The following is a 16,835-nucleotide window of genomic DNA, read 5'->3' as shown; positions in this document are numbered from 1 at the left end:
GGTTCCGAACCAGGGTAGCGAGGTCGTCCGGACGGAGGAAGCTCTGTTCGCGACGCTTGCGCCCCTCACACTGGAGTGAGATAAATGCCACAACCAAGCAGACCACGAAAAGGCTCGATGGGCTTCAGCCCCCGCAGCCGTGCGGCCAGTGAGATACCGCGTTTCAACTCCTGGCCGGGCGACGAGGGACAGCCCGGGCTACAGGGCTTTGCCGGCTACAAAGCGGGCATGAGTCACGTCGTGACGATAAACGACGAGCCCGACTCCCCTCGGGAGGGCCAAGAGCAGACCGTTCCGGTGACCGTCGTCGAGACGCCGCCGATGCGGGCTGTCGCCGTTCGAGCTTACGAAGACACACCGTACGGAAAACGACCGCTGACCGAGTCCTGGACCGACGAGATCCACGACGACCTCGGTCGGTCGCTGTCCGTACCCGACGAACAGTCCGGCGACGCCGAAAGCGAGATCCGCGAGGCACTCGACCGAGGAGTCCTCGCGGACGTGCGGGTCATCACCCACACCGTCCCCCGCGGGCTTTCGAGCGTGCCGAAAAAGGAACCCGACGTGATGGAGACGCGCGTCGGCGGCGGCTCCGTGGCCGACCGGGTCGAGTTCGCGTTCGACCTCGTCGACGACGGGGGCGAACACGCCATGACGGACGTGTTCCGCGCCGGCGAGTACACCGACGTCGCGGGGATCACCAAGGGCAAAGGGACGCAGGGTCCCGTCAAGCGCTGGGGCGTCCAAAAGCGGAAGGGTAAACACGCCCGTCAGGGCTGGCGCCGACGCATCGGCAACCTCGGGCCCTGGAACCCCTCGCGGGTCCGCTCGACGGTCCCCCAACAGGGCCAGACCGGCTACCACCAGCGGACCGAACTGAACAAGCGGCTCGTCGACATCGGCGACGACGCGGTCACCCCCGACGGTGGCTTCGTCAACTACGGCGAGGTCGAGGGATCGTACGCGCTGGTGAAAGGCTCCGTTCCGGGACCGAACAAGCGTCTCGTTCGCTTCCGCCCGGCGGTCCGACCGGCCGACCAACCGCGTCTCGACCCCGAGGTGCGGTACGTCTCCACCGCCTCGAATCAGGGATAACCAATGCAGACAACAGTACACGACCTGGACGGGGAGGACGCGGGCGAGACCGAGCTGCCGGCCGTCTTCGAGACGGCCTTCCGGCCCGATCTCATCAAGCGCGCCGTCCTCGCCGCTCAGGCCAACCGAACGCAGGACGCAGGCACCGACGAGTACGCGGGCCTCAGAACGCCGGCGGAGTCCCAAGGCAGCGGCCGCGGGATGGCCCACGTTCCGAGACAGAACGGGCGCGCACGCGAGGTGCCGCAGGCCGTCTCCGGCCGCGCGGCCCACCCGCCGAAAGCGGAGACCGACCGCGGACTCGACATCAACACGAAGGAGCGCAAACTCGCGACGAGAAGCGCGATCGCGGCCACCGCCGACGGCGAGTCGGTCGCCGAGCGCGGCCACGACTTCGATGAGGACCTCGCCTTTCCGCTTGTCGTGAGCGACGAGTTCGAGCACTTAGAGAAGACGAGCGACGCCGTCGACACGTTCGAGGCGCTCGGCGTGTACGCCGACATCGAGCGCGCCGAGGACGGCAAGACGGTCCGCGCCGGCCGCGGCACCACGCGCGGACGGAAGTACACCCAGCCGAAGTCGGTGCTCGTCGTCACGAGCGAGGAGCCCTCGCTGGCCGCCCGCAACCTCGCGGGCGCGGACGTCGCAACGGCCGCCGAGGTCAACGTCGAGGACCTCGCGCCCGGCACCGACGCCGGTCGGCTCACGCTTTGGACCGAACGCGCACTCGAGGGGGTGGCCGAGCGATGACGATCAAACACCCGCTCGTGACCGAGAAGGCGATGAACGACATGGACTTCGAGAACAAGCTACAGTTCATCTGTCTGTCCGAGGCGACGAAGACGGAGATCGCCGAGGCGGTCGAACGGCAGTTCGACGTCGGCGTCGCGTCGGTCAACACGCAGATGACGATGAACGGCGAGAAGAAGGCGACGGTCGAGCTCTCGGCCGACGACGACGCACAGGAAGTCGCCTCGCGGATCGGGGTGTTCTGACGATGGGACGACGCATCCAGGGACAACGCCGCGGCCGCGGAACGTCGACGTTCCGCGCCCCCTCACACCGGTACAAGGCGGATCTCTCGCACCGAAACGTCGAGGACGCCGACGTCGTCTCCGGCGAGATCGTCGGCATCGAACACGATCCCGCGCGGTCGGCGCCGCTCGCGGACATCGAGTTCGCCGACGGCGACCGACGGCTCGTCCTCGCCCCCGAGGGCGTTGCGGTCGGCGACGAGATCCAGATCGGCGTCTCCGCGGAGATCGCCCCCGGCAACACGATGCCGCTGGCGGAGATCCCCGAGGGCGTGCCGGTCTGTAACGTCGAACGACAGCCCGGCGACGGCGGGAAGTTCGCCCGCGCCTCCGGCGTGAGCGCGACGCTTATGACCCACGACCGCAACGCCGCGGTCGTCCAGTTGCCGAGCGGCGAGACGCGGCGGCTCTCGCCCGAGTGCCGCGCGACGATCGGCGTCGTCGCCGGCGGCGGTCGGACGGAAAAGCCGTTCGTCAAAGCCGGCAACAAACACCACAAGATGAAATCCCGCGGGACGAAGTACCCGCGCGTCCGCGGTGTTGCGATGAACGCCGTCGATCACCCCTTCGGTGGCGGCGGCCGACAGCACCCCGGCAAACCAAAGAGCATCTCCCGCAACGCGCCGCCGGGCCGGAAGGTCGGCGACATCGCCTCCAAGCGGACCGGACGCGGCGGGAAAGGAGGACGAGAATGAGTTCGGAATACCAGATCGGCCACGAGGGCGAGTTCACCTACCGTGGCCACACGCTCGACGAGTTGCAGGAGATGGAACTCGACGAGGTCGCGGAACTGCTTCCCGCACGCCAGCGGCGAACAATCGATCGAGGCCTCTCCGTCGAGGAGCAGAAGCTCCTCGAGAAGGCCCGAAACGCGGGCGAAGAGGAGACCGCGAACGACCCGATCCGGACGCATCTGCGCGGCATGCCGATCCTTCCGGAGTTCGTCGGGCTGACCTTCGCGGTCCACAACGGCCAGGCGTTCGAGCGCGTCGCGGTCGAACCGGAGATGCTCGGCCACTACCTCGGCGAGTTCCAGTTGACGCGGAGCTCCGTCGAGCACGGCCAGGCCGGCATCGGTGCGACCCGATCCTCGAAGTTCGTACCGCTCAAGTAACCATGGGAATCAGCTACAGCGTCGACGTCGACCCGGACGAGACGGCGAAAGCCATGCTTCGGGAGCGTCACATGAGCCACAAGCACAGCAAGGAGATCGCCAGGGAGATCAAGGGCGAAACGGCCGCCGACGCCGTTTCGTACCTCGAGTCGGTCGTCGACGGCGAGCGATCGGTCCCGTTCAAGTCCCACAACAGCGGCGTCGGTCACCGAAACGACGTCGACGGGTGGGACGCGGGCCGGTACCCCGAGAAGGCCTCGAAGGCCTTCCTCGATCTCTTGGAGAACGCCATCAACAACGCCGACCACCAGGGCTTCGAGGGCGAGGCGATGACGATCGAACACGTCGCCGCGCACAAGGTCGGCGAGTCCGCCGGCCAGCGGCCGCGGGCGTTCGGTCGCGCCTCCTCGTGGAACACACCTGAGGTCGACGTCGAACTCGTGCTCAGACGGGAGGGCGAGGAGTAATGGCCGACGAACACCAGTTCATCGAGGACGGGCTCCAGCGGACCCGGATCGACGAGTTCTTTTCGGACGAACTCTCGCGGGCCGGCTACGGCGGCATGGACGTCGCCAAGACCCCGATGGGCACGCAGATCGTGCTCAAGGCCGAAAAGCCGGGGATGGTCATCGGGAAGGGCGGAAAGAACATCCGGAAGATCACGACGACGCTCGAAGAGGAGTTCGACCTCGACGACCCCCAGATCGATGTCCAGGAGGTCGACGAGCCGGACCTGAACGCCCAGATCGTCGCCGACCGGCTGGCGAACGCCTTAGAGCGCGGGTGGTACTTCCGGAAGGCCGGTCACACGACGATCGACCGGATCATGGACTCGGGCGCGCTGGGCGCGGAGATCATCCTCAGCGGGAAGGTCACGGGCGCTCGCTCCCGCGTCGAGAAGTTCAACCGCGGCTACATCAAACACAACGGCGAACCCGCCGAGACGATCGTCGACAGCGGCGTCGGCACTGCGGTGATGAAACTCGGGACGATCGGCGTCCGCGTGAAGATCATCCCGCCGGACGCGGAGCTTCCGGACGACTTCGAGGTCTACGAGGACGTCGAGGTTGAGGATTTCATCGAGGAGCCCGAGGGCGACGTCGAGGAGCTGCTCGAAGCGCCCGAGGATCCCGAGGCCGAACCGGTCGGCGCCGACCCCGAGGCCGTCGCCGACGACGCGCCCGACGTCCCCGACGACGTCGCCGAGGAGGTCATCGAGGAGGTCCCCGACGAGGAGGTCGTCGAGGAGGAGGTCGTCGACGAGCCCGACGAGGAGCCCGAAGCGCTCGATGAGGCGGTCGAAGCCGAGGCCGCCGAACTCGTCGAGGAGATGGAAGACGGCGACGAGGAGGCCGAGTGACCATGGCCATCCTGCACGTCGACGAGATGCGCGACATGACGCCCGCCGAACGCGAGGCGGAGCTCGAACAGCTCGAAACGGAGTTGCTCAACGAAAAGGCCGTCCTGGCCGCCGGTGGCGCCCCCGAGAACCCGGGCCGCATCGGCGAACTGCGACGGACGATCGCTCGCATGAAGACGGTTCAGCGAGAGGAGGGCGACCTCGAGGAATGACCCCCGAAACGCTCGCTCGCCACGAACTCGCCGGACTCGACGTCGCGGTCGACGAGTCGCCGAACCCCGACGCGGTCGGGATCGGCGGCCGCGTTCGCGACGAGACGATGCGGACGCTCGTCGTGGCGACGGGCTCGGGGGTCAAGCGGGTGCCGAAGGCGGGGACGACGTTCCGGTTCGAACTCGAGGAGTGCGACGTGCTCGTCGACGGCGACCGGCTCGTCGCGCGGCCCGCCCGCCGCACCGAAACACGCGGAGGTTCACTATGGCAATAGGACTCGACGTACCAAAGCCCCCGGAGCCCGAAAACCCGGAGGCCTACGACTACGAGACGTGTCCCTTCTACGGTGAGTTGCCCGTCCGCGGGCAGGTCATCGAGGGGACGGTCGTCTCGACCGACATGGACCGTACCGTCGTCGTCGAACGGGAGTACGAGGTGAACGTACCCAAATACGATCGTCAGATGAAGCGACGATCGAAGATTCCGGCGCACGTGCCGGGGGTACTGGAGCCGCTCTCGGTCGGCGACGACGTGAAGATCGCGGAGACACGACCGCTCTCGAAGACGAAGAGCCACGTCGTGGTAGAGGTCACGGAGGGGGCCTGATGGAGGCACTCAACGCCGACGTGACCCAGGGCCTCGAGAAGGGATCGCTCGTCGCCTGCGCCGACAACACGGGCGCGCGACAGCTGAAGATCATCTCGACGGCCGGCTACTCCGGCACCAAGAACCGCCACCCGAAGGCCGGACTCGGCGACAAGGTGACCGTCTCGGTCACCAAGGGCACCCCGGAGATGCGGCGACAGGTGCTCGAGGCGGTCATCATCCGCCAGCGGAAGCCGATCCGACGACCCGACGGGACGCGGCTCAAGTTCGAGGACAACGCGGCGGTCATCATCGACGAGAACGACGACCCCCGCGGCACCGAACTCAAGGGCCCGATCGCCCGCGAGGTCGCCGAGCGGTTCGGAAGCATCGCCTCGACGGCGACGATGATCGTATAGCCATGACACGACAACCACACAAACAGCGCAACCGACAGGAGCGCGCCCCGCTGCACGAGAAACAAAAGCAGGTCCGCGCGCCGCTGAGCCCGGAGCTCCGCGAGGAGTACGGAACGCGGCGCGTCCGCGTCAACGCGGGCGACACGGTCGAGATACAGCGCGGCGACTTCGCCGGCGAGTCCGGCGAGGTCATCCGCGTCGACCTGCGGGCCACCGAAATCCACGTCGAGGACGTGACGCTCGAGACGGCGGACGGCGAGGAGGTCCCCCGCCCGCTCGAGGCGAGCAACGTCCAGGTGACGGATCTGGACCTCGAGGACGACCGCCGCGAGGCGCGCCTCGAAGGCGACGCCGAGGAGGACACCGAATGACGAACCACCAGAAACGACTGGCCGTCCCGAAGTCCTGGCCGGTCGAACGGAAAGAGGAGACGTACACGACGAAAGCCGCCGCGGGCCCCCACGGCGAGGACGGGGTTCCGCTTTTGATCGTCCTGCGCGACGTGCTCGGCTACGCCGACTCGAAAAAGGAGGCCCGCTACGCGCTCGATCAGGACAGCGTTCTGGTCAACGGAACGGCGGTCTCCGACGAGCGGCGACCGATCGGGATGTTCGACATCCTCGCGTTCGTCGAACGCGAGGAGTACTACCGGGTGTTCCCGGACGAGGGCGGCCGGCTCTCGTTGACCCCGATCGACGCCGAGAGCGCGGGCTCGAAGCTCGGCAAGATCGTCGGCAAGAGGCAGGTCCCCGGCGGCGACACGCAACTGACGCTGCACGACGGGCGGACGCTTCTCGTCGAGGACGCCTCGGCGTACGCCGGCAACGACTCGATCGTCGTCTCGAACGATACTACGGATATCGTCGCCCACTTCACCTACGAGGAGGGCGCGCTCGTCACGGCCGTCAGCGGGGCCCACGCGGGTCGGATCGGGACGATCGACGAGATCCAGGTCACGCCCGGCTCGTCGGCGAACAACGTCCTCATCGACGCCGCCGACGGCGAGGAGCGCTTCGAGACCATCGAGGAGTACGTCGTCGTCATCGACGAGAACTTCACCGACGACGGGGGTGACGAGGAATGAGCTCCGAGCCCGACGCGGGCGAGTTCCACGAGATGCGGCGCCCGACCGTCGAGAAGGTCGTCGTCCACATGGGCGTCGGCCAGGGCGGAGAGCCCCTCGCGCAAGCCGAGGAGATCCTCGGCGAGGTCGCCGGCCAACAGCCGGTCCGAACGACGGCCAAGCGGACGATCCAGGACTTCGAGGTCCGTGAGGGCGACCCGATCGGCGCGAAGGTGACGCTCCGCGGGGACGAGGCCGTCTCGTTTCTCGAGACCGCCTTGCCGCTCGCCGACATCGACGAGACGCAGTTCGACGACACGGGCAACTTCAGCTTCGGGATCGAGGAACACACCGACTTCCCGAGCCAGGAGTACGACCCCGAGATCGGCATCTACGGGCTCGACGTGACGGTCAACCTGGTTCGGCCGGGCTATCGCGTCCACAAACGCGACAAGCGGACCCAACAGATCCCGGCGAACCACCGGCTGACGGCCGAGGACGCGGTGACGTTCCTCGAAGCGAACTACGACGTGGAGGTCTCAGAATGAGCGAATCAGAACAACAGACGGGCGAGCAGGCCGCAAAGCGGACCGGCCAGCTCGAATCGTGCCAGCGCTGTGGGCGCAAGCAGGGCCTCGTCGGGAAGTACGACATCTGGCTGTGCCGACAGTGCTTCCGCGAGGTCGCCCGCGGCGTCGGATTCAGGAAGTACAGCTAACAATGGCGGACAACGATCCACTGGCCAGCGCGCTGTCGGGGCTCGACAACGCCGAGAGCGTCGGCCACTTAGAGCAGACGATACAGCCCGCCTCGAACGAGATCGGTTCCGTGCTCGAGGTCTTCTACGACCGCGGGTACGTCGGCGGCTTCCAGTTCGTCGACGACGGGAAAGCCGGCCGCTTTGAGGTCGAACTGAAAGGCGCTATCAACGAGTGTGGCGCGGTCAAGCCCCGCTACTCCGCGGGGGCCGACGGGTTCGAAAAGTGGGAAAAGCGGTTTCTCCCCGCCCGCGACTACGGGACGCTCATCGTCACGACCAGCCACGGCGTCATGAGCCACTACGAGGCCCGCGAGGAGGGCGTCGGTGGACAGGTAATCGCATACGTCTACTGAACAATGCGCACAGAAATAGACATCCCGGACTCGGTCACGGCGACGATGGACCACCTCGAGTTGACCGTCGAGGGGCCGAACGGACGCGTCACGCGACGCCTCTGGTACCCCGACATCACGGTCAGCGCGACGGACGGCGCCGTCGTGATCGAGTCCGACGACGACAACGCGAAGACCAACTCCACGGTCGGCACCTTCGAGAGCCACGTCGAGAACATGGTTCACGGTGTCACCGAGGGCTGGGAGTACAGCATGGAAGTGTTCTACTCGCACTTCCCGATGCAGGTCACGGTCGAGGGCGAGGAGGTCGTCATCGAGAACTTCCTCGGCGAGAAGGCCCCGCGACGGACGCCCGTCCGCGGCGACACCGATGTCTCGATCGACGGCGAGGAGCTGACGATACGCGGCCCGGACATCGAGGACGTCGGCCAGACCGCGGCCGACATCGAACAGCTGACGCGCGTTTCGGACAAGGACACGCGGGTCTTCCAGGACGGCGTCTACATCACGGAGATGCCCGACGGGGGTGACGCCTGATGAGCGAGGACGGCGAGTCCGACCCGGACCCGGCCCCCGAGTACGACGAGCTGACCGACATCAGCGGCGTCGGCGACGCGAAGGCCGAACGGCTCCGCGAGGCCGGCGTCGAGACCGTCGACGGCATCCGGGGACTCACCCAGGAGGAACTCGCAGACATCGAGGGCATCGGCAACGCGCTCGCGGCGCGTATCAAAGCCGACGTCGGCGACCTCGAGGTCGCAGACGAGACCGAAGCCGAGGTCGAAGACGAGACGCCCGACGCCGACGAAGCGGAGACGGACGAAGACGTCGAGACCGAACTGCGGCCCCGCGGTTTGGCCGAGAAGACGCCGGAGCTGAGCGACGCCGAATCGCGGCTCCTCGCACAGCGGCAACGCGTCGGGAAACCGCAGTTCAACCGGCAGGACTACCACAAAAAGAAGCGGACGCCGACCTCGTGGCGACGGCCCCGCGGCGGCCTCTCGAAACAGCGCCGCGGCGTCAAGGGGAAAGGCCCCAAAGTCGAGGCGGGCTACCGGACGCCGAAGGCGGTCCGGGGGCTTCACCCGAGCGGCTTCGAGGAGGTCCGCGTCGAGAACCCCGACGACCTCGAGGGGATCGACGGCGATCGGGAGGCCGCGCGGATCGGGTCGACGGTCGGCGCGCGCAAACGCGAGCGGATCGAGGAACTCGCCGAGGAGGCGGGGATCCGCGTCCTCAATCCGACGTACGTCGAACAGGAGGTCGAGGAATGACTGATCTGAAGGCACAAAAACGGCTCGCGGCCGACATCCTCGGCGTCGGGAAGAACCGCGTCAGGTTCGACCCCGAGGCCCAAAGCGAGATCGCGGACGCGATCACACGGGACGACGTCCGGGAGCTGATCGAAGACGGAACGATCGAAGCGAAAACGGCGACGGGCAACTCCCGTGGCCGCGCCCGAGCGCGACAGAAGAAACGCTCCTACGGCCACCAGAAGGGCCACGGAACCCGGAAGGGGAAATCGGGCGGCAGACAGAACGAGAAGGACAACTGGCAGAGCAAGATCCGCGCACAGCGGCGCGAGCTCCGGGAGCTCCGCGACGAAGCGGAGATCGACCGCTCGCAGTACCGCGAGCTGTACGAGATGGCCAGCGGCGGCGAGTTCGACAGCGTCGCGGACCTACACAGACACATATCCGACGAATACGGTGAACAATAATGGCGACAGGACCACGATACACGGTGCCGATGCGGCGTCGCCGCGAGGCCCGAACCAACTACCACCAGAGGTTGCGCCTGCTGAAATCCGGCAAACCACGCCTCGTTGCTCGCAAGAGCAACAGCCAGACCAGGGCGCAGCTGATAGTCACGGGCCCGCAGGGCGATGAGACAGTCGTGAGCGCCGCCTCGAACGACCTCGAGACGTTCGGCTGGGAGGCGCCGACGGGCAACCTGCCCGCGGCGTACCTGACCGGCTTTCTGGCGGGGAAACGCGCACTCGCGGCCGGCCTCGGGGAGGCGGTCCTCGACATCGGGCTCAACACCGCGACCCCCGGAAACAAGGTGTTCGCGGTGCAGGAAGGGGCGATCGACGCGGGCCTCGAGGTCCCGCACAACGAGGACGTCTTCGCGGACTGGGAGCGGACCCGCGGCGGACACATCGCGGCGTACGCCGAACAGGAAGACGGGCTCTACGGCGGCGACTTCGACGCGACGGAGCTTCCGACCCACTTCGACGAGGTACGGGAGCGCATGGAGGATGAACTATGAGTAACGGATGGGAGCCGCGAACGCGGCTCGGACGACAGGTAGCGGACGGTGAGATCACTTCGATGCGCGAGGCCCTGCAGTCGGGGCTTCCGCTGAAGGAGCCGGAGCTCGTCGATCAGCTCCTCCCGGGGCTCGAAGACGAGGTGCTGGACATCAACATGGTCCAGCGGATGACCGACTCCGGGCGGCGCGTGAAGTTCCGGTGTGTCGTCGTCGTGGGCAACCGCGACGGCTACGTCGGGTACGCCCAGGGCCGCGACGACCAGGTCGGCGGCGCGATCCAGAAGGCGATCGAGATCGCGAAGCTGAACATCATCGACGTGCCCCTCGGGTCCGGCTCCTGGGAGGACCGCCCCGGCGGGCAGAACTCGCTGATGCGCCGGACGACGGGCAAGGCGGGCTCCGTCGAGGTCGAACTCGAACCCGCGCCGCGCGGGCTCGGCCTCGCGGCCGCACCGACCGTCAGACACGTCCTCGAACTCGCGGGCGTCCAGGACGCCTGGACGAAGTCCCACGGCAACACGCGGACGACGCTGAACCTCGCGAAGGCGACGTACAACGCCCTGCAGAACGCCTCGGAGTCCCGGACGCCGGAGCACACCCGACAGGTCCGACAGGAGGCCAGAGAATGAGAGCGATCGTCCAGCTCCGCGGCGAGGTCAACCAAAGCGAGGCCGTCCGCGACACGCTCTCGATGCTGAACCTCCATCGGGTCAACCACGCGACGTTCGTCCCCGAGACGGACACCTACCGCGGGATGGTGACGAAGGTCAACGACTGGGTCGCCCACGGCGAACCGTCCCGGGAGACGGTGGAGATGCTCCTCGCGCGGCGCGGCGAGCCCGCCGAGGGCGACGCCGACATCGACGACGCGTGGGTGTCCGAACACACCGCCTACGATGACCTCTCGGCGCTCGCCGAGGCGCTGTTGGGAGAGGAGACGAAACTGCAAGAGGAGGGGCTCGCACCGACGCTCCGTCTGCACCCGCCGCGCGGCGGTCACGACGGGGTCAAACACCCGACGAAGGAAAACGGGCAGTTGGGCCCACACTCGAGCGTCGAGATCGACGCACTGCTGGAGGCGATGCGATAATGACTTCAAAGAAACGACGACAGCGCGGGTCCCGAACGCACGGCGGCGGCACGCACAAGAACCGCCGCGGCGCCGGCCACCGCGGCGGGCGCGGTCGCGCGGGGCGCGACAAACACGAGTTCCACAACTACGAACCGCTCGGCAAGTCCGGGTTCACGCGGCCACAAAAGACCCGACGCGAGACGGAGACGGTCAACCTCCGCGAGATCGACGAGGACATCGCGGTGCTTTCGGCCGACGGCGTCGCCGAGGCGTCCGGCGACGGGTACGCGGTCGACGCCCGCGATCTCGTCGAGGACGGCCACGACGCCGACGTCGTGAAGATCCTCGGCGCGGGACAGGTACACAACGAACTCGAGGTCGTCGCCGACGACTTTTCGGCCGACGCCGAGGCGGCACTCGAGGCCGCCGGCGGCGCGGCCGTCCTCTCGGAGCGCGGCGAAGAACTGCGAGCCGAAAAAGACACAACCGACGAGGACAACGAGGAAGCGTAAATGAGCTGGAAGGAGGCCGCCGAGCCGGTACTCACGCGGCTGCCCGCCGTCGAGCGACCGACGGGCCACGTCCCGTTCAAGCGGAAACTCGCGTGGACCGCGGGCGTGCTCGTGTTGTACTTCTTCCTGACGAACGTCGGGGTCTACGGGCTCGGACAGGGACAGGACATCTTCGGGCAGTTCCGGACCATCCTCGCCGGCGCACAGGGATCGATACTGCAGGTCGGGATCGGCCCGATCGTCACGGCGTCGATCGTGCTACAGCTGCTCGGCGGAGCGGACCTGCTGGGGTTGGACACCGAGGAGAACCCCCGCGACCAGGCGCTCTATCAGGGCCTCCAGAAGCTCCTCGTTATCATCATGACGACGCTGACCGCCCTGCCGATGGTGTTCGCCGGCTTTCTGCAGCCGAGCGCTCAGATCGCCGGATCCATCGGCCCGAACGGAATCTCGACGACCGCGCTCTCGTGGATCATGTTCGCCCAGATCTTCGTCGGCGGCATGCTCATCCTGTACATGGACGAGGTCATCTCGAAGTGGGGCGTCGGCTCCGGGATCGGGCTGTTCATCATCGCCGGGGTGAGCCAGCGACTCATCGGCGGGTTCATCGCCTGGAGCGGACTCGACGCCGGCTACGTCGGTTTCTTCCCGCGGTGGTACGGCATCCTCACCGGACAGGTCGAGGTCGGGCCCGTCCTCACGCAGACCGGGCTCTCGGATCTGTTCTTGGGTCCGGGCGAACTGCTCGGGTTCATCACGACGCTTTTGATCTTCGGGATCGTCGTCTACGCGGAGTCCGTCCGCGTCGAGATCCCGCTGAGTCACTCCCGGGTCAAGGGCGCCCGCGGTCGGTTCCCGGTCAAACTCATCTACGCGAGCGTCCTGCCGATGATCCTCGTTCGCGCGCTACAGGCGAACATCCAGTTCGTCGGGCGCATCCTCAACGCCCAGTGGAGTTCGATGCCCGCCTGGCTCGGCGACTACCCGCCGCAGTCCGAGGGGCTGGCCGAGCCGACCGGCGGGCTGTTCTACTACCTGGCCCCCATCTACACGCCCGAGGACTGGATGTGGTGGCTCGGCGAGACCCAGGCCGCGACCTGGCAGATCATGGCCCGCGTCGGCGTCGATCTGACGTTCATGATCGTCGGCGGCGGCATATTCGCCATCTTCTGGGTCGAAACGACCGGCATGGGGCCGAACGCGACCGCAAAGCAGATCCAGAACTCGGGGATGCAGATCCCCGGGTTCCGGCAGTCACCGGGCGTCACCGAGAAGGTGCTCGAACGCTACATCCCGCAGGTGACCGTCATCGGCGGCGCGCTGGTCGGCCTGCTGGCTGTCATGGCGAACATGCTCGGGACCATCGGACAGGTCTCCGGCACCGGGCTGTTGCTGACGGTCTCTATCACCTACAAGCTCTACGAGGAGATCGCCGAGGAACAGCTGATGGAGATGCACCCGATGATGCGCCAGATGTTCGGCGACTGATCGGGTTCACCACCGCTCTCGACGCCTTCGCCCCGGGCGGCCGCGTCGGTCCGCCGGTAACGATACCAACGAATACGACGCGTGTCGACTCCCGGTACCGATTTGATGCGCGGCCTCCTATGCGTCCCGGACGACGAGAACCGGCCGCTCGACGCGTTCGACGACGCGTCCGGTCGTCCGACCGAGGATCCGATCGCGGAGCGAGGGCTCGGATTCCCCGACGATGAGTATCTCGAACTCCCCGGCGGCCGCGACGATGGCGTCCGTCGACGAGTCGCCCCGGTCGAGTCGACACTCGATGCGGTCGGACCCGATCCCGCGCTCTATCAACCGATCGCGGGCGTCTTCGAGCAGCGACTCGCCCCGAGCGGCCTCGTCGTCCGATCCGGCGACGTTGTACAGGGCCACGGTGATGCTGTTGTCTCGCATCAGATCGCCAACGAACCGAACGATCCGCTCGAGGTTCTCGTCGCCGCGTATTGGCACGAGCACGCGGGCGAGCGTCGCGGCGTAATCGCCGGGGACGAGGACCGCATCGACGTCGTACTCGTCCGCGACGCGATCGATGGTCTCGTCCTTGTCGTGGGTGAAGACGACGACGGACTCGACGTCTGCGCCCCGGTCCGCGAACCGGGCGACCACGTCCTCTATCGCGGCGGTCACCTCCTCCTCGCGGTTCGCTCGGATCTGATCCGGCGCCGCCTGGCTCGGGACGGGGTAGTACCCCAACACGACGATGCGTATCGGGGCGAGCGCCTCGGCCAGCGCCACGGGCAGGGTCTTGGCCTCGGCGGCGTCTATCGGAACCAGCACCGTCGATCCCTCGCGCCCGTCGGCGTCGGTGTCGCTCATACACCGGTGTTCCCGCCCACCGCAATTAAACGGCGGGGCTGCCGTACTCACCGTCGCACGCATCCAGGCGTTTATATACCGCCGAGCCGTCTCACATCGTGAGACAAGACGGTGAGTACCACTCGCATCCGTTCGCACGGTCGGGACACCTCAACCCCGGGGCGATGACGTGAGCGAGAGCCAACTTGATCGGACGCTCGGCTTCACCGAGGCGATGACGCTGGGCGGCGGGACGATGATCGGCGCGGGGATATTCATCCTCCCGGCGATCGCGGCCGAGGGCGCCGGCCCGGCGAGTTCGATCTCCTTCGGTATCGCGGGTTTCGTTGCGCTTCTCGCCGCGCTCTCGCTTGCGGAACTGGCGACCGGGATGCCGATCTCGGGGGGCAGCTACCACTACGTCAACCGCGGGCTCGGGAGCTTCTTTGGGAGCATCGTCGGGTGGGGGATGTGGACCGGCCTGATGTTCGCCAGCGCGTTTTATATGGTCGGGTTCGGGCAGTACATCGTCGAATCCGCCCCGTTCTTGGACGGGCGGGCGCTCATCGTCTTCGTCGGACTCATCGGGCTCTGTCTCATCGTCGGGGTGAACTACTACGGGACCGAGGAGTCCAGCGGCGCACAGAACATCATGATCGGCACCGAGTTCGTCATCGTGCTGCTCTACACCGGCATCGGGCTCTTTTTCATCGAGACGGCGAATCTGGTCGACTTCGCGCCGACCGGCCCGTCGGGGATCGTCGCCACGACCGGAACCGTTTTTGTGACGTTTCTCGGCTTCGAGATAATCGCGACCGTGGCCGGCGAAATCAAAGAGCCCGGCAGGCTCATCCCCCTGACGATGGTGCTCTCGGTCGTCGGGGTGACGATCCTGTACATGATCATCATGATCGTCTCGACCGGCATCATCCCGTACCAGGAACTCGGCGGATCGCTGGTCCCCGTCGCCGACGTTGCGGTCGTGTTCGCGGGCTCGATCGGCGTGCTCGCCATCGTTTTCGCGGCGGTCATCGCGGCCATCTCGAGTTCGAACTCCTCCATTCTGGCGGCCTCGCGGGTACTTTTTGCGATGGGACGGGACAACCTGATGACCGACTGGCTGAACGAGACCCACGACCGGTTCCACACGCCTCATCGCGCGGTCGTTGCGACCGGCGCGGTGACGGCCGGGCTGATCGGCGTCGGTCTGGAGATCGAATCGATCGTTGCGCTGCTCGCCGAGGTGGCGAGTTTCAGCTTTCTCGTGACGTACGCGCTCGTCCACGTTGCGCTCGTCACGTTCCGGCGGGCCGACCCCCCGGAGTACGACCCCGACTTCGAGGTGCCCGGGCTGCTGTACCCGGCGATCCCCGTCCTCGGCGTGCTCGCGTCGGTGTTCGTCATCACGCAGATGTCGCGGATCGTCCAGTTCGTCGGCGTGGGACTCACCGTGCTCGGGGGGCTCTGGTACGTCGTCTACGCCCGGAACAACGCCGTCGAGGACGGGCTGCTCCGCGACGCCCTTCCCGGGCGAGAGCCGACGTACACCGTGCTCGTTCCCATCGTGAACCCGGACACACAGCGGGGCTTGCTGGAACTCGCCGGCGCCAGCGCCGCCGCGAACGCCGACGGGAAAGCGGTGGACATCGTCGCGCTCAACGTACTCCAGGTCACCGGCGACGGCCGACAGAACGTCGCGGCCGCCCGTCTCGACCACCAGCGCGACCTGCTGGAGGCCTCCCGAGATATCGCCGAACGCATAGACATCCCGATCCGAACCCGCGCGGTCGTCGGCAGCGACGTCAGCGAGACCATCCGCGAGGTGATCGAATCCGACGAGGCAGACCACGCTCTGCTCGGGTGGCGCGGGTCCTTCGGCCGTGGCGCGTACGCGTACGGACCGAACCTGGACGCCCTCCTTGCGAGCCCGCCGACCGACGTGACGCTGGCCAACTTCCGCGAACGCCCCCTCGGCGACGTCGTGGCGCTCGTCGGCCGGGGTCCGAACGCCCCGACGGCCGCGCGCAGAGCGGCGGAGTTCGTGCGCCTCAGCGACGGGCACGGACGATTGACGCTAATCAACGTCCAACCGCCAGACGACGCCGACGACGGAGCGACGACCCCGGACGGCGACCCCGCGGAGCGCGGCGAGGAGACGGTCGAAGGGGTCGCACGACAGGCTGGACTCGACCCCGAGGCGTACGACGCGTCGGTTCTGGTCGGCGACTCCGTCGTGTCGGCGGTCGCCGGCATGGTCGGCGAGCGCGATCTGGTCTGTCTCGGATTATCCGACCGATCGGACCTCCTCGACGACCGATCCGGATCGATCGCCGAGAGGATCCACGACCGCACGGCCTGTAACGTCGTGATCGCAACACGCGGCCAGGAGGTCCCCGAGAAACGGCGCGATCCCGGCGAGTAACGCCTCCCGAGAGACGCCCGACGTGGATTTCACGATCCACGACCCACGACCCACGAGCCGCGGACCACCCCGAGAGCGGGACCCCCACAGACCGATCCCCCGACGTTTCGGGTCCGCCGGGGCTCCAACTTTTGAGGCGTCCCTCGACGGTACCCGGTCGTTCACCCGGGTCTCGATGAACGAGTCTCGACCGTTCGGCCGTCTGAGCCGTCTCAGCCGTCTCGGTCGTCGTTCTACCGG

Annotated in this window: 26 protein-coding genes and 1 pseudogene; 26 read left to right on the top strand and 1 reads right to left on the bottom strand. The window is 67.2% G+C overall.

The window, feature by feature from the left end:
• From Q0916_RS11260 to secY, 25 genes and pseudogenes are all read left to right on the top strand, one after another.
• On the top strand, positions 1-79 hold a 79-nt coding region (locus tag Q0916_RS11260), incomplete at its 5' end, for a putative RNA uridine N3 methyltransferase (RefSeq protein ID WP_299237365.1).
• Positions 80-84: 5 nt separating this feature from the next.
• A complete protein-coding gene (locus tag Q0916_RS11255; protein ID WP_299237364.1) occupies positions 85-1,095 on the top strand; it encodes a 50S ribosomal protein L3 in 1,011 nt (336 codons plus the stop codon).
• 3 nt (positions 1,096-1,098) lie between these two features.
• The gene (rpl4p, locus tag Q0916_RS11250; RefSeq protein ID WP_299237363.1) at positions 1,099-1,845 is read left to right on the top strand and encodes a 50S ribosomal protein L4; all 747 of its coding nucleotides are present in this window, start codon (positions 1,099-1,101) and stop codon (positions 1,843-1,845) included.
• Positions 1,842-2,090 (top strand): 50S ribosomal protein L23, encoded by a 249-nt coding sequence (locus tag Q0916_RS11245; protein ID WP_299237362.1) that lies wholly within the window; start codon positions 1,842-1,844, stop codon positions 2,088-2,090. Before rpl4p ends, Q0916_RS11245 begins: the two co-directional genes overlap by 4 nt.
• Positions 2,091-2,092: 2 nt before the next feature.
• Positions 2,093-2,824 carry a 50S ribosomal protein L2 gene (locus Q0916_RS11240; RefSeq protein WP_299237361.1) on the top strand — a complete coding sequence of 244 codons (732 nt, stop codon included), beginning with the start codon at positions 2,093-2,095 and terminating at the stop codon, positions 2,822-2,824.
• The gene (locus Q0916_RS11235; RefSeq protein ID WP_299237360.1) at positions 2,821-3,243 is read left to right on the top strand and encodes a 30S ribosomal protein S19; all 423 of its coding nucleotides are present in this window, start codon (positions 2,821-2,823) and stop codon (positions 3,241-3,243) included. Before Q0916_RS11240 ends, Q0916_RS11235 begins: the two co-directional genes overlap by 4 nt.
• Positions 3,244-3,245: 2 nt before the next feature.
• On the top strand, positions 3,246-3,710 hold the full coding sequence (locus tag Q0916_RS11230; RefSeq protein ID WP_299237359.1) for a 50S ribosomal protein L22: 465 nt from the start codon (positions 3,246-3,248) through the stop codon (positions 3,708-3,710).
• Positions 3,710-4,603 carry a 30S ribosomal protein S3 gene (locus Q0916_RS11225; protein ID WP_299237358.1) on the top strand — a complete coding sequence of 298 codons (894 nt, stop codon included), beginning with the start codon at positions 3,710-3,712 and terminating at the stop codon, positions 4,601-4,603. Before Q0916_RS11230 ends, Q0916_RS11225 begins: the two co-directional genes overlap by 1 nt.
• Positions 4,604-4,605: 2 nt before the next feature.
• The gene (rpmC, locus tag Q0916_RS11220) at positions 4,606-4,815 is read left to right on the top strand and encodes a 50S ribosomal protein L29 (RefSeq protein WP_299237357.1); all 210 of its coding nucleotides are present in this window, start codon (positions 4,606-4,608) and stop codon (positions 4,813-4,815) included.
• The gene (locus tag Q0916_RS11215) at positions 4,812-5,090 is read left to right on the top strand and encodes a ribonuclease P protein component 1 (RefSeq protein ID WP_299237356.1); all 279 of its coding nucleotides are present in this window, start codon (positions 4,812-4,814) and stop codon (positions 5,088-5,090) included. Before rpmC ends, Q0916_RS11215 begins: the two co-directional genes overlap by 4 nt.
• Positions 5,081-5,419, top strand: a pseudogene (locus Q0916_RS11210) (30S ribosomal protein S17); the annotation flags it as partial. The gene Q0916_RS11215 and the pseudogene Q0916_RS11210, both read left to right, overlap by 10 nt.
• A 2-nt stretch (positions 5,420-5,421) precedes the next feature.
• On the top strand, positions 5,422-5,820 hold the full coding sequence (locus Q0916_RS11205; RefSeq protein WP_299237354.1) for a 50S ribosomal protein L14: 399 nt from the start codon (positions 5,422-5,424) through the stop codon (positions 5,818-5,820).
• A gap of 2 nt (positions 5,821-5,822) precedes the next feature.
• A complete protein-coding gene (rplX, locus tag Q0916_RS11200) occupies positions 5,823-6,191 on the top strand; it encodes a 50S ribosomal protein L24 (protein ID WP_299237353.1) in 369 nt (122 codons plus the stop codon).
• Complete coding sequence (locus tag Q0916_RS11195; protein WP_299237352.1) at positions 6,188-6,904, top strand: 30S ribosomal protein S4e; 717 nt, start codon at positions 6,188-6,190, stop codon at positions 6,902-6,904. The genes rplX and Q0916_RS11195 overlap by 4 nt, the downstream gene beginning before the upstream one ends.
• Positions 6,901-7,431, top strand: a complete 531-nt coding sequence (locus tag Q0916_RS11190; RefSeq protein ID WP_299237351.1) for a 50S ribosomal protein L5 — start codon at positions 6,901-6,903, stop codon at positions 7,429-7,431. The genes Q0916_RS11195 and Q0916_RS11190 overlap by 4 nt, the downstream gene beginning before the upstream one ends.
• Positions 7,428-7,601: a 30S ribosomal protein S14 gene (locus Q0916_RS11185; protein WP_299237350.1), complete on the top strand. Its 174-nt coding sequence runs from the start codon at positions 7,428-7,430 to the stop codon at positions 7,599-7,601. Before Q0916_RS11190 ends, Q0916_RS11185 begins: the two co-directional genes overlap by 4 nt.
• Positions 7,602-7,603: 2 nt before the next feature.
• Positions 7,604-7,996: a 30S ribosomal protein S8 gene (locus Q0916_RS11180; protein ID WP_299237349.1), complete on the top strand. Its 393-nt coding sequence runs from the start codon at positions 7,604-7,606 to the stop codon at positions 7,994-7,996.
• Between the two features lie 3 nt (positions 7,997-7,999).
• On the top strand, positions 8,000-8,533 hold the full coding sequence (locus Q0916_RS11175) for a 50S ribosomal protein L6 (protein ID WP_299237348.1): 534 nt from the start codon (positions 8,000-8,002) through the stop codon (positions 8,531-8,533).
• Positions 8,533-9,270 (top strand): 50S ribosomal protein L32e, encoded by a 738-nt coding sequence (locus Q0916_RS11170; RefSeq protein WP_299237347.1) that lies wholly within the window; start codon positions 8,533-8,535, stop codon positions 9,268-9,270. Before Q0916_RS11175 ends, Q0916_RS11170 begins: the two co-directional genes overlap by 1 nt.
• On the top strand, positions 9,267-9,716 hold the full coding sequence (locus tag Q0916_RS11165; protein WP_299237346.1) for a 50S ribosomal protein L19e: 450 nt from the start codon (positions 9,267-9,269) through the stop codon (positions 9,714-9,716). The genes Q0916_RS11170 and Q0916_RS11165 overlap by 4 nt, the downstream gene beginning before the upstream one ends.
• A complete protein-coding gene (locus tag Q0916_RS11160; protein WP_299237345.1) occupies positions 9,716-10,267 on the top strand; it encodes a 50S ribosomal protein L18 in 552 nt (183 codons plus the stop codon). Before Q0916_RS11165 ends, Q0916_RS11160 begins: the two co-directional genes overlap by 1 nt.
• Positions 10,264-10,899, top strand: coding sequence for a 30S ribosomal protein S5 (locus tag Q0916_RS11155; RefSeq protein WP_299237344.1), 636 nt, complete (start codon positions 10,264-10,266; stop codon positions 10,897-10,899). The genes Q0916_RS11160 and Q0916_RS11155 overlap by 4 nt, the downstream gene beginning before the upstream one ends.
• Complete coding sequence (locus Q0916_RS11150; protein WP_299237343.1) at positions 10,896-11,360, top strand: 50S ribosomal protein L30; 465 nt, start codon at positions 10,896-10,898, stop codon at positions 11,358-11,360. The genes Q0916_RS11155 and Q0916_RS11150 overlap by 4 nt, the downstream gene beginning before the upstream one ends.
• A complete protein-coding gene (locus tag Q0916_RS11145) occupies positions 11,360-11,854 on the top strand; it encodes an uL15m family ribosomal protein (protein ID WP_299237342.1) in 495 nt (164 codons plus the stop codon). The genes Q0916_RS11150 and Q0916_RS11145 overlap by 1 nt, the downstream gene beginning before the upstream one ends.
• A complete protein-coding gene (secY, locus tag Q0916_RS11140) occupies positions 11,855-13,342 on the top strand; it encodes a preprotein translocase subunit SecY (protein WP_299237341.1) in 1,488 nt (495 codons plus the stop codon). It abuts the gene before it with no gap.
• Between the two features lie 117 nt (positions 13,343-13,459).
• Here secY and Q0916_RS11135 read toward each other — a convergent pair whose 3' ends face one another.
• Complete coding sequence (locus tag Q0916_RS11135; RefSeq protein WP_299237340.1) at positions 13,460-14,194, bottom strand: universal stress protein; 735 nt, start codon at positions 14,192-14,194, stop codon at positions 13,460-13,462.
• Positions 14,195-14,408: 214 nt separating this feature from the next.
• Between Q0916_RS11135 and Q0916_RS11130 the strand changes: the two genes are divergently transcribed.
• Positions 14,409-16,595, top strand: a complete 2,187-nt coding sequence (locus Q0916_RS11130) for an amino acid permease (RefSeq protein WP_414689340.1) — start codon at positions 14,409-14,411, stop codon at positions 16,593-16,595.
• The last annotated feature ends 240 nt before the right edge of the window (positions 16,596-16,835 follow it).

This window comes from Natronomonas sp. (genome assembly GCF_028274965.1).
Classification (GTDB): domain Archaea; phylum Halobacteriota; class Halobacteria; order Halobacteriales; family Haloarculaceae; genus Natronomonas.
Note: the sequence above shows the minus strand (reverse complement) of the source record. Positions and strands in the feature narration are given on the sequence as shown.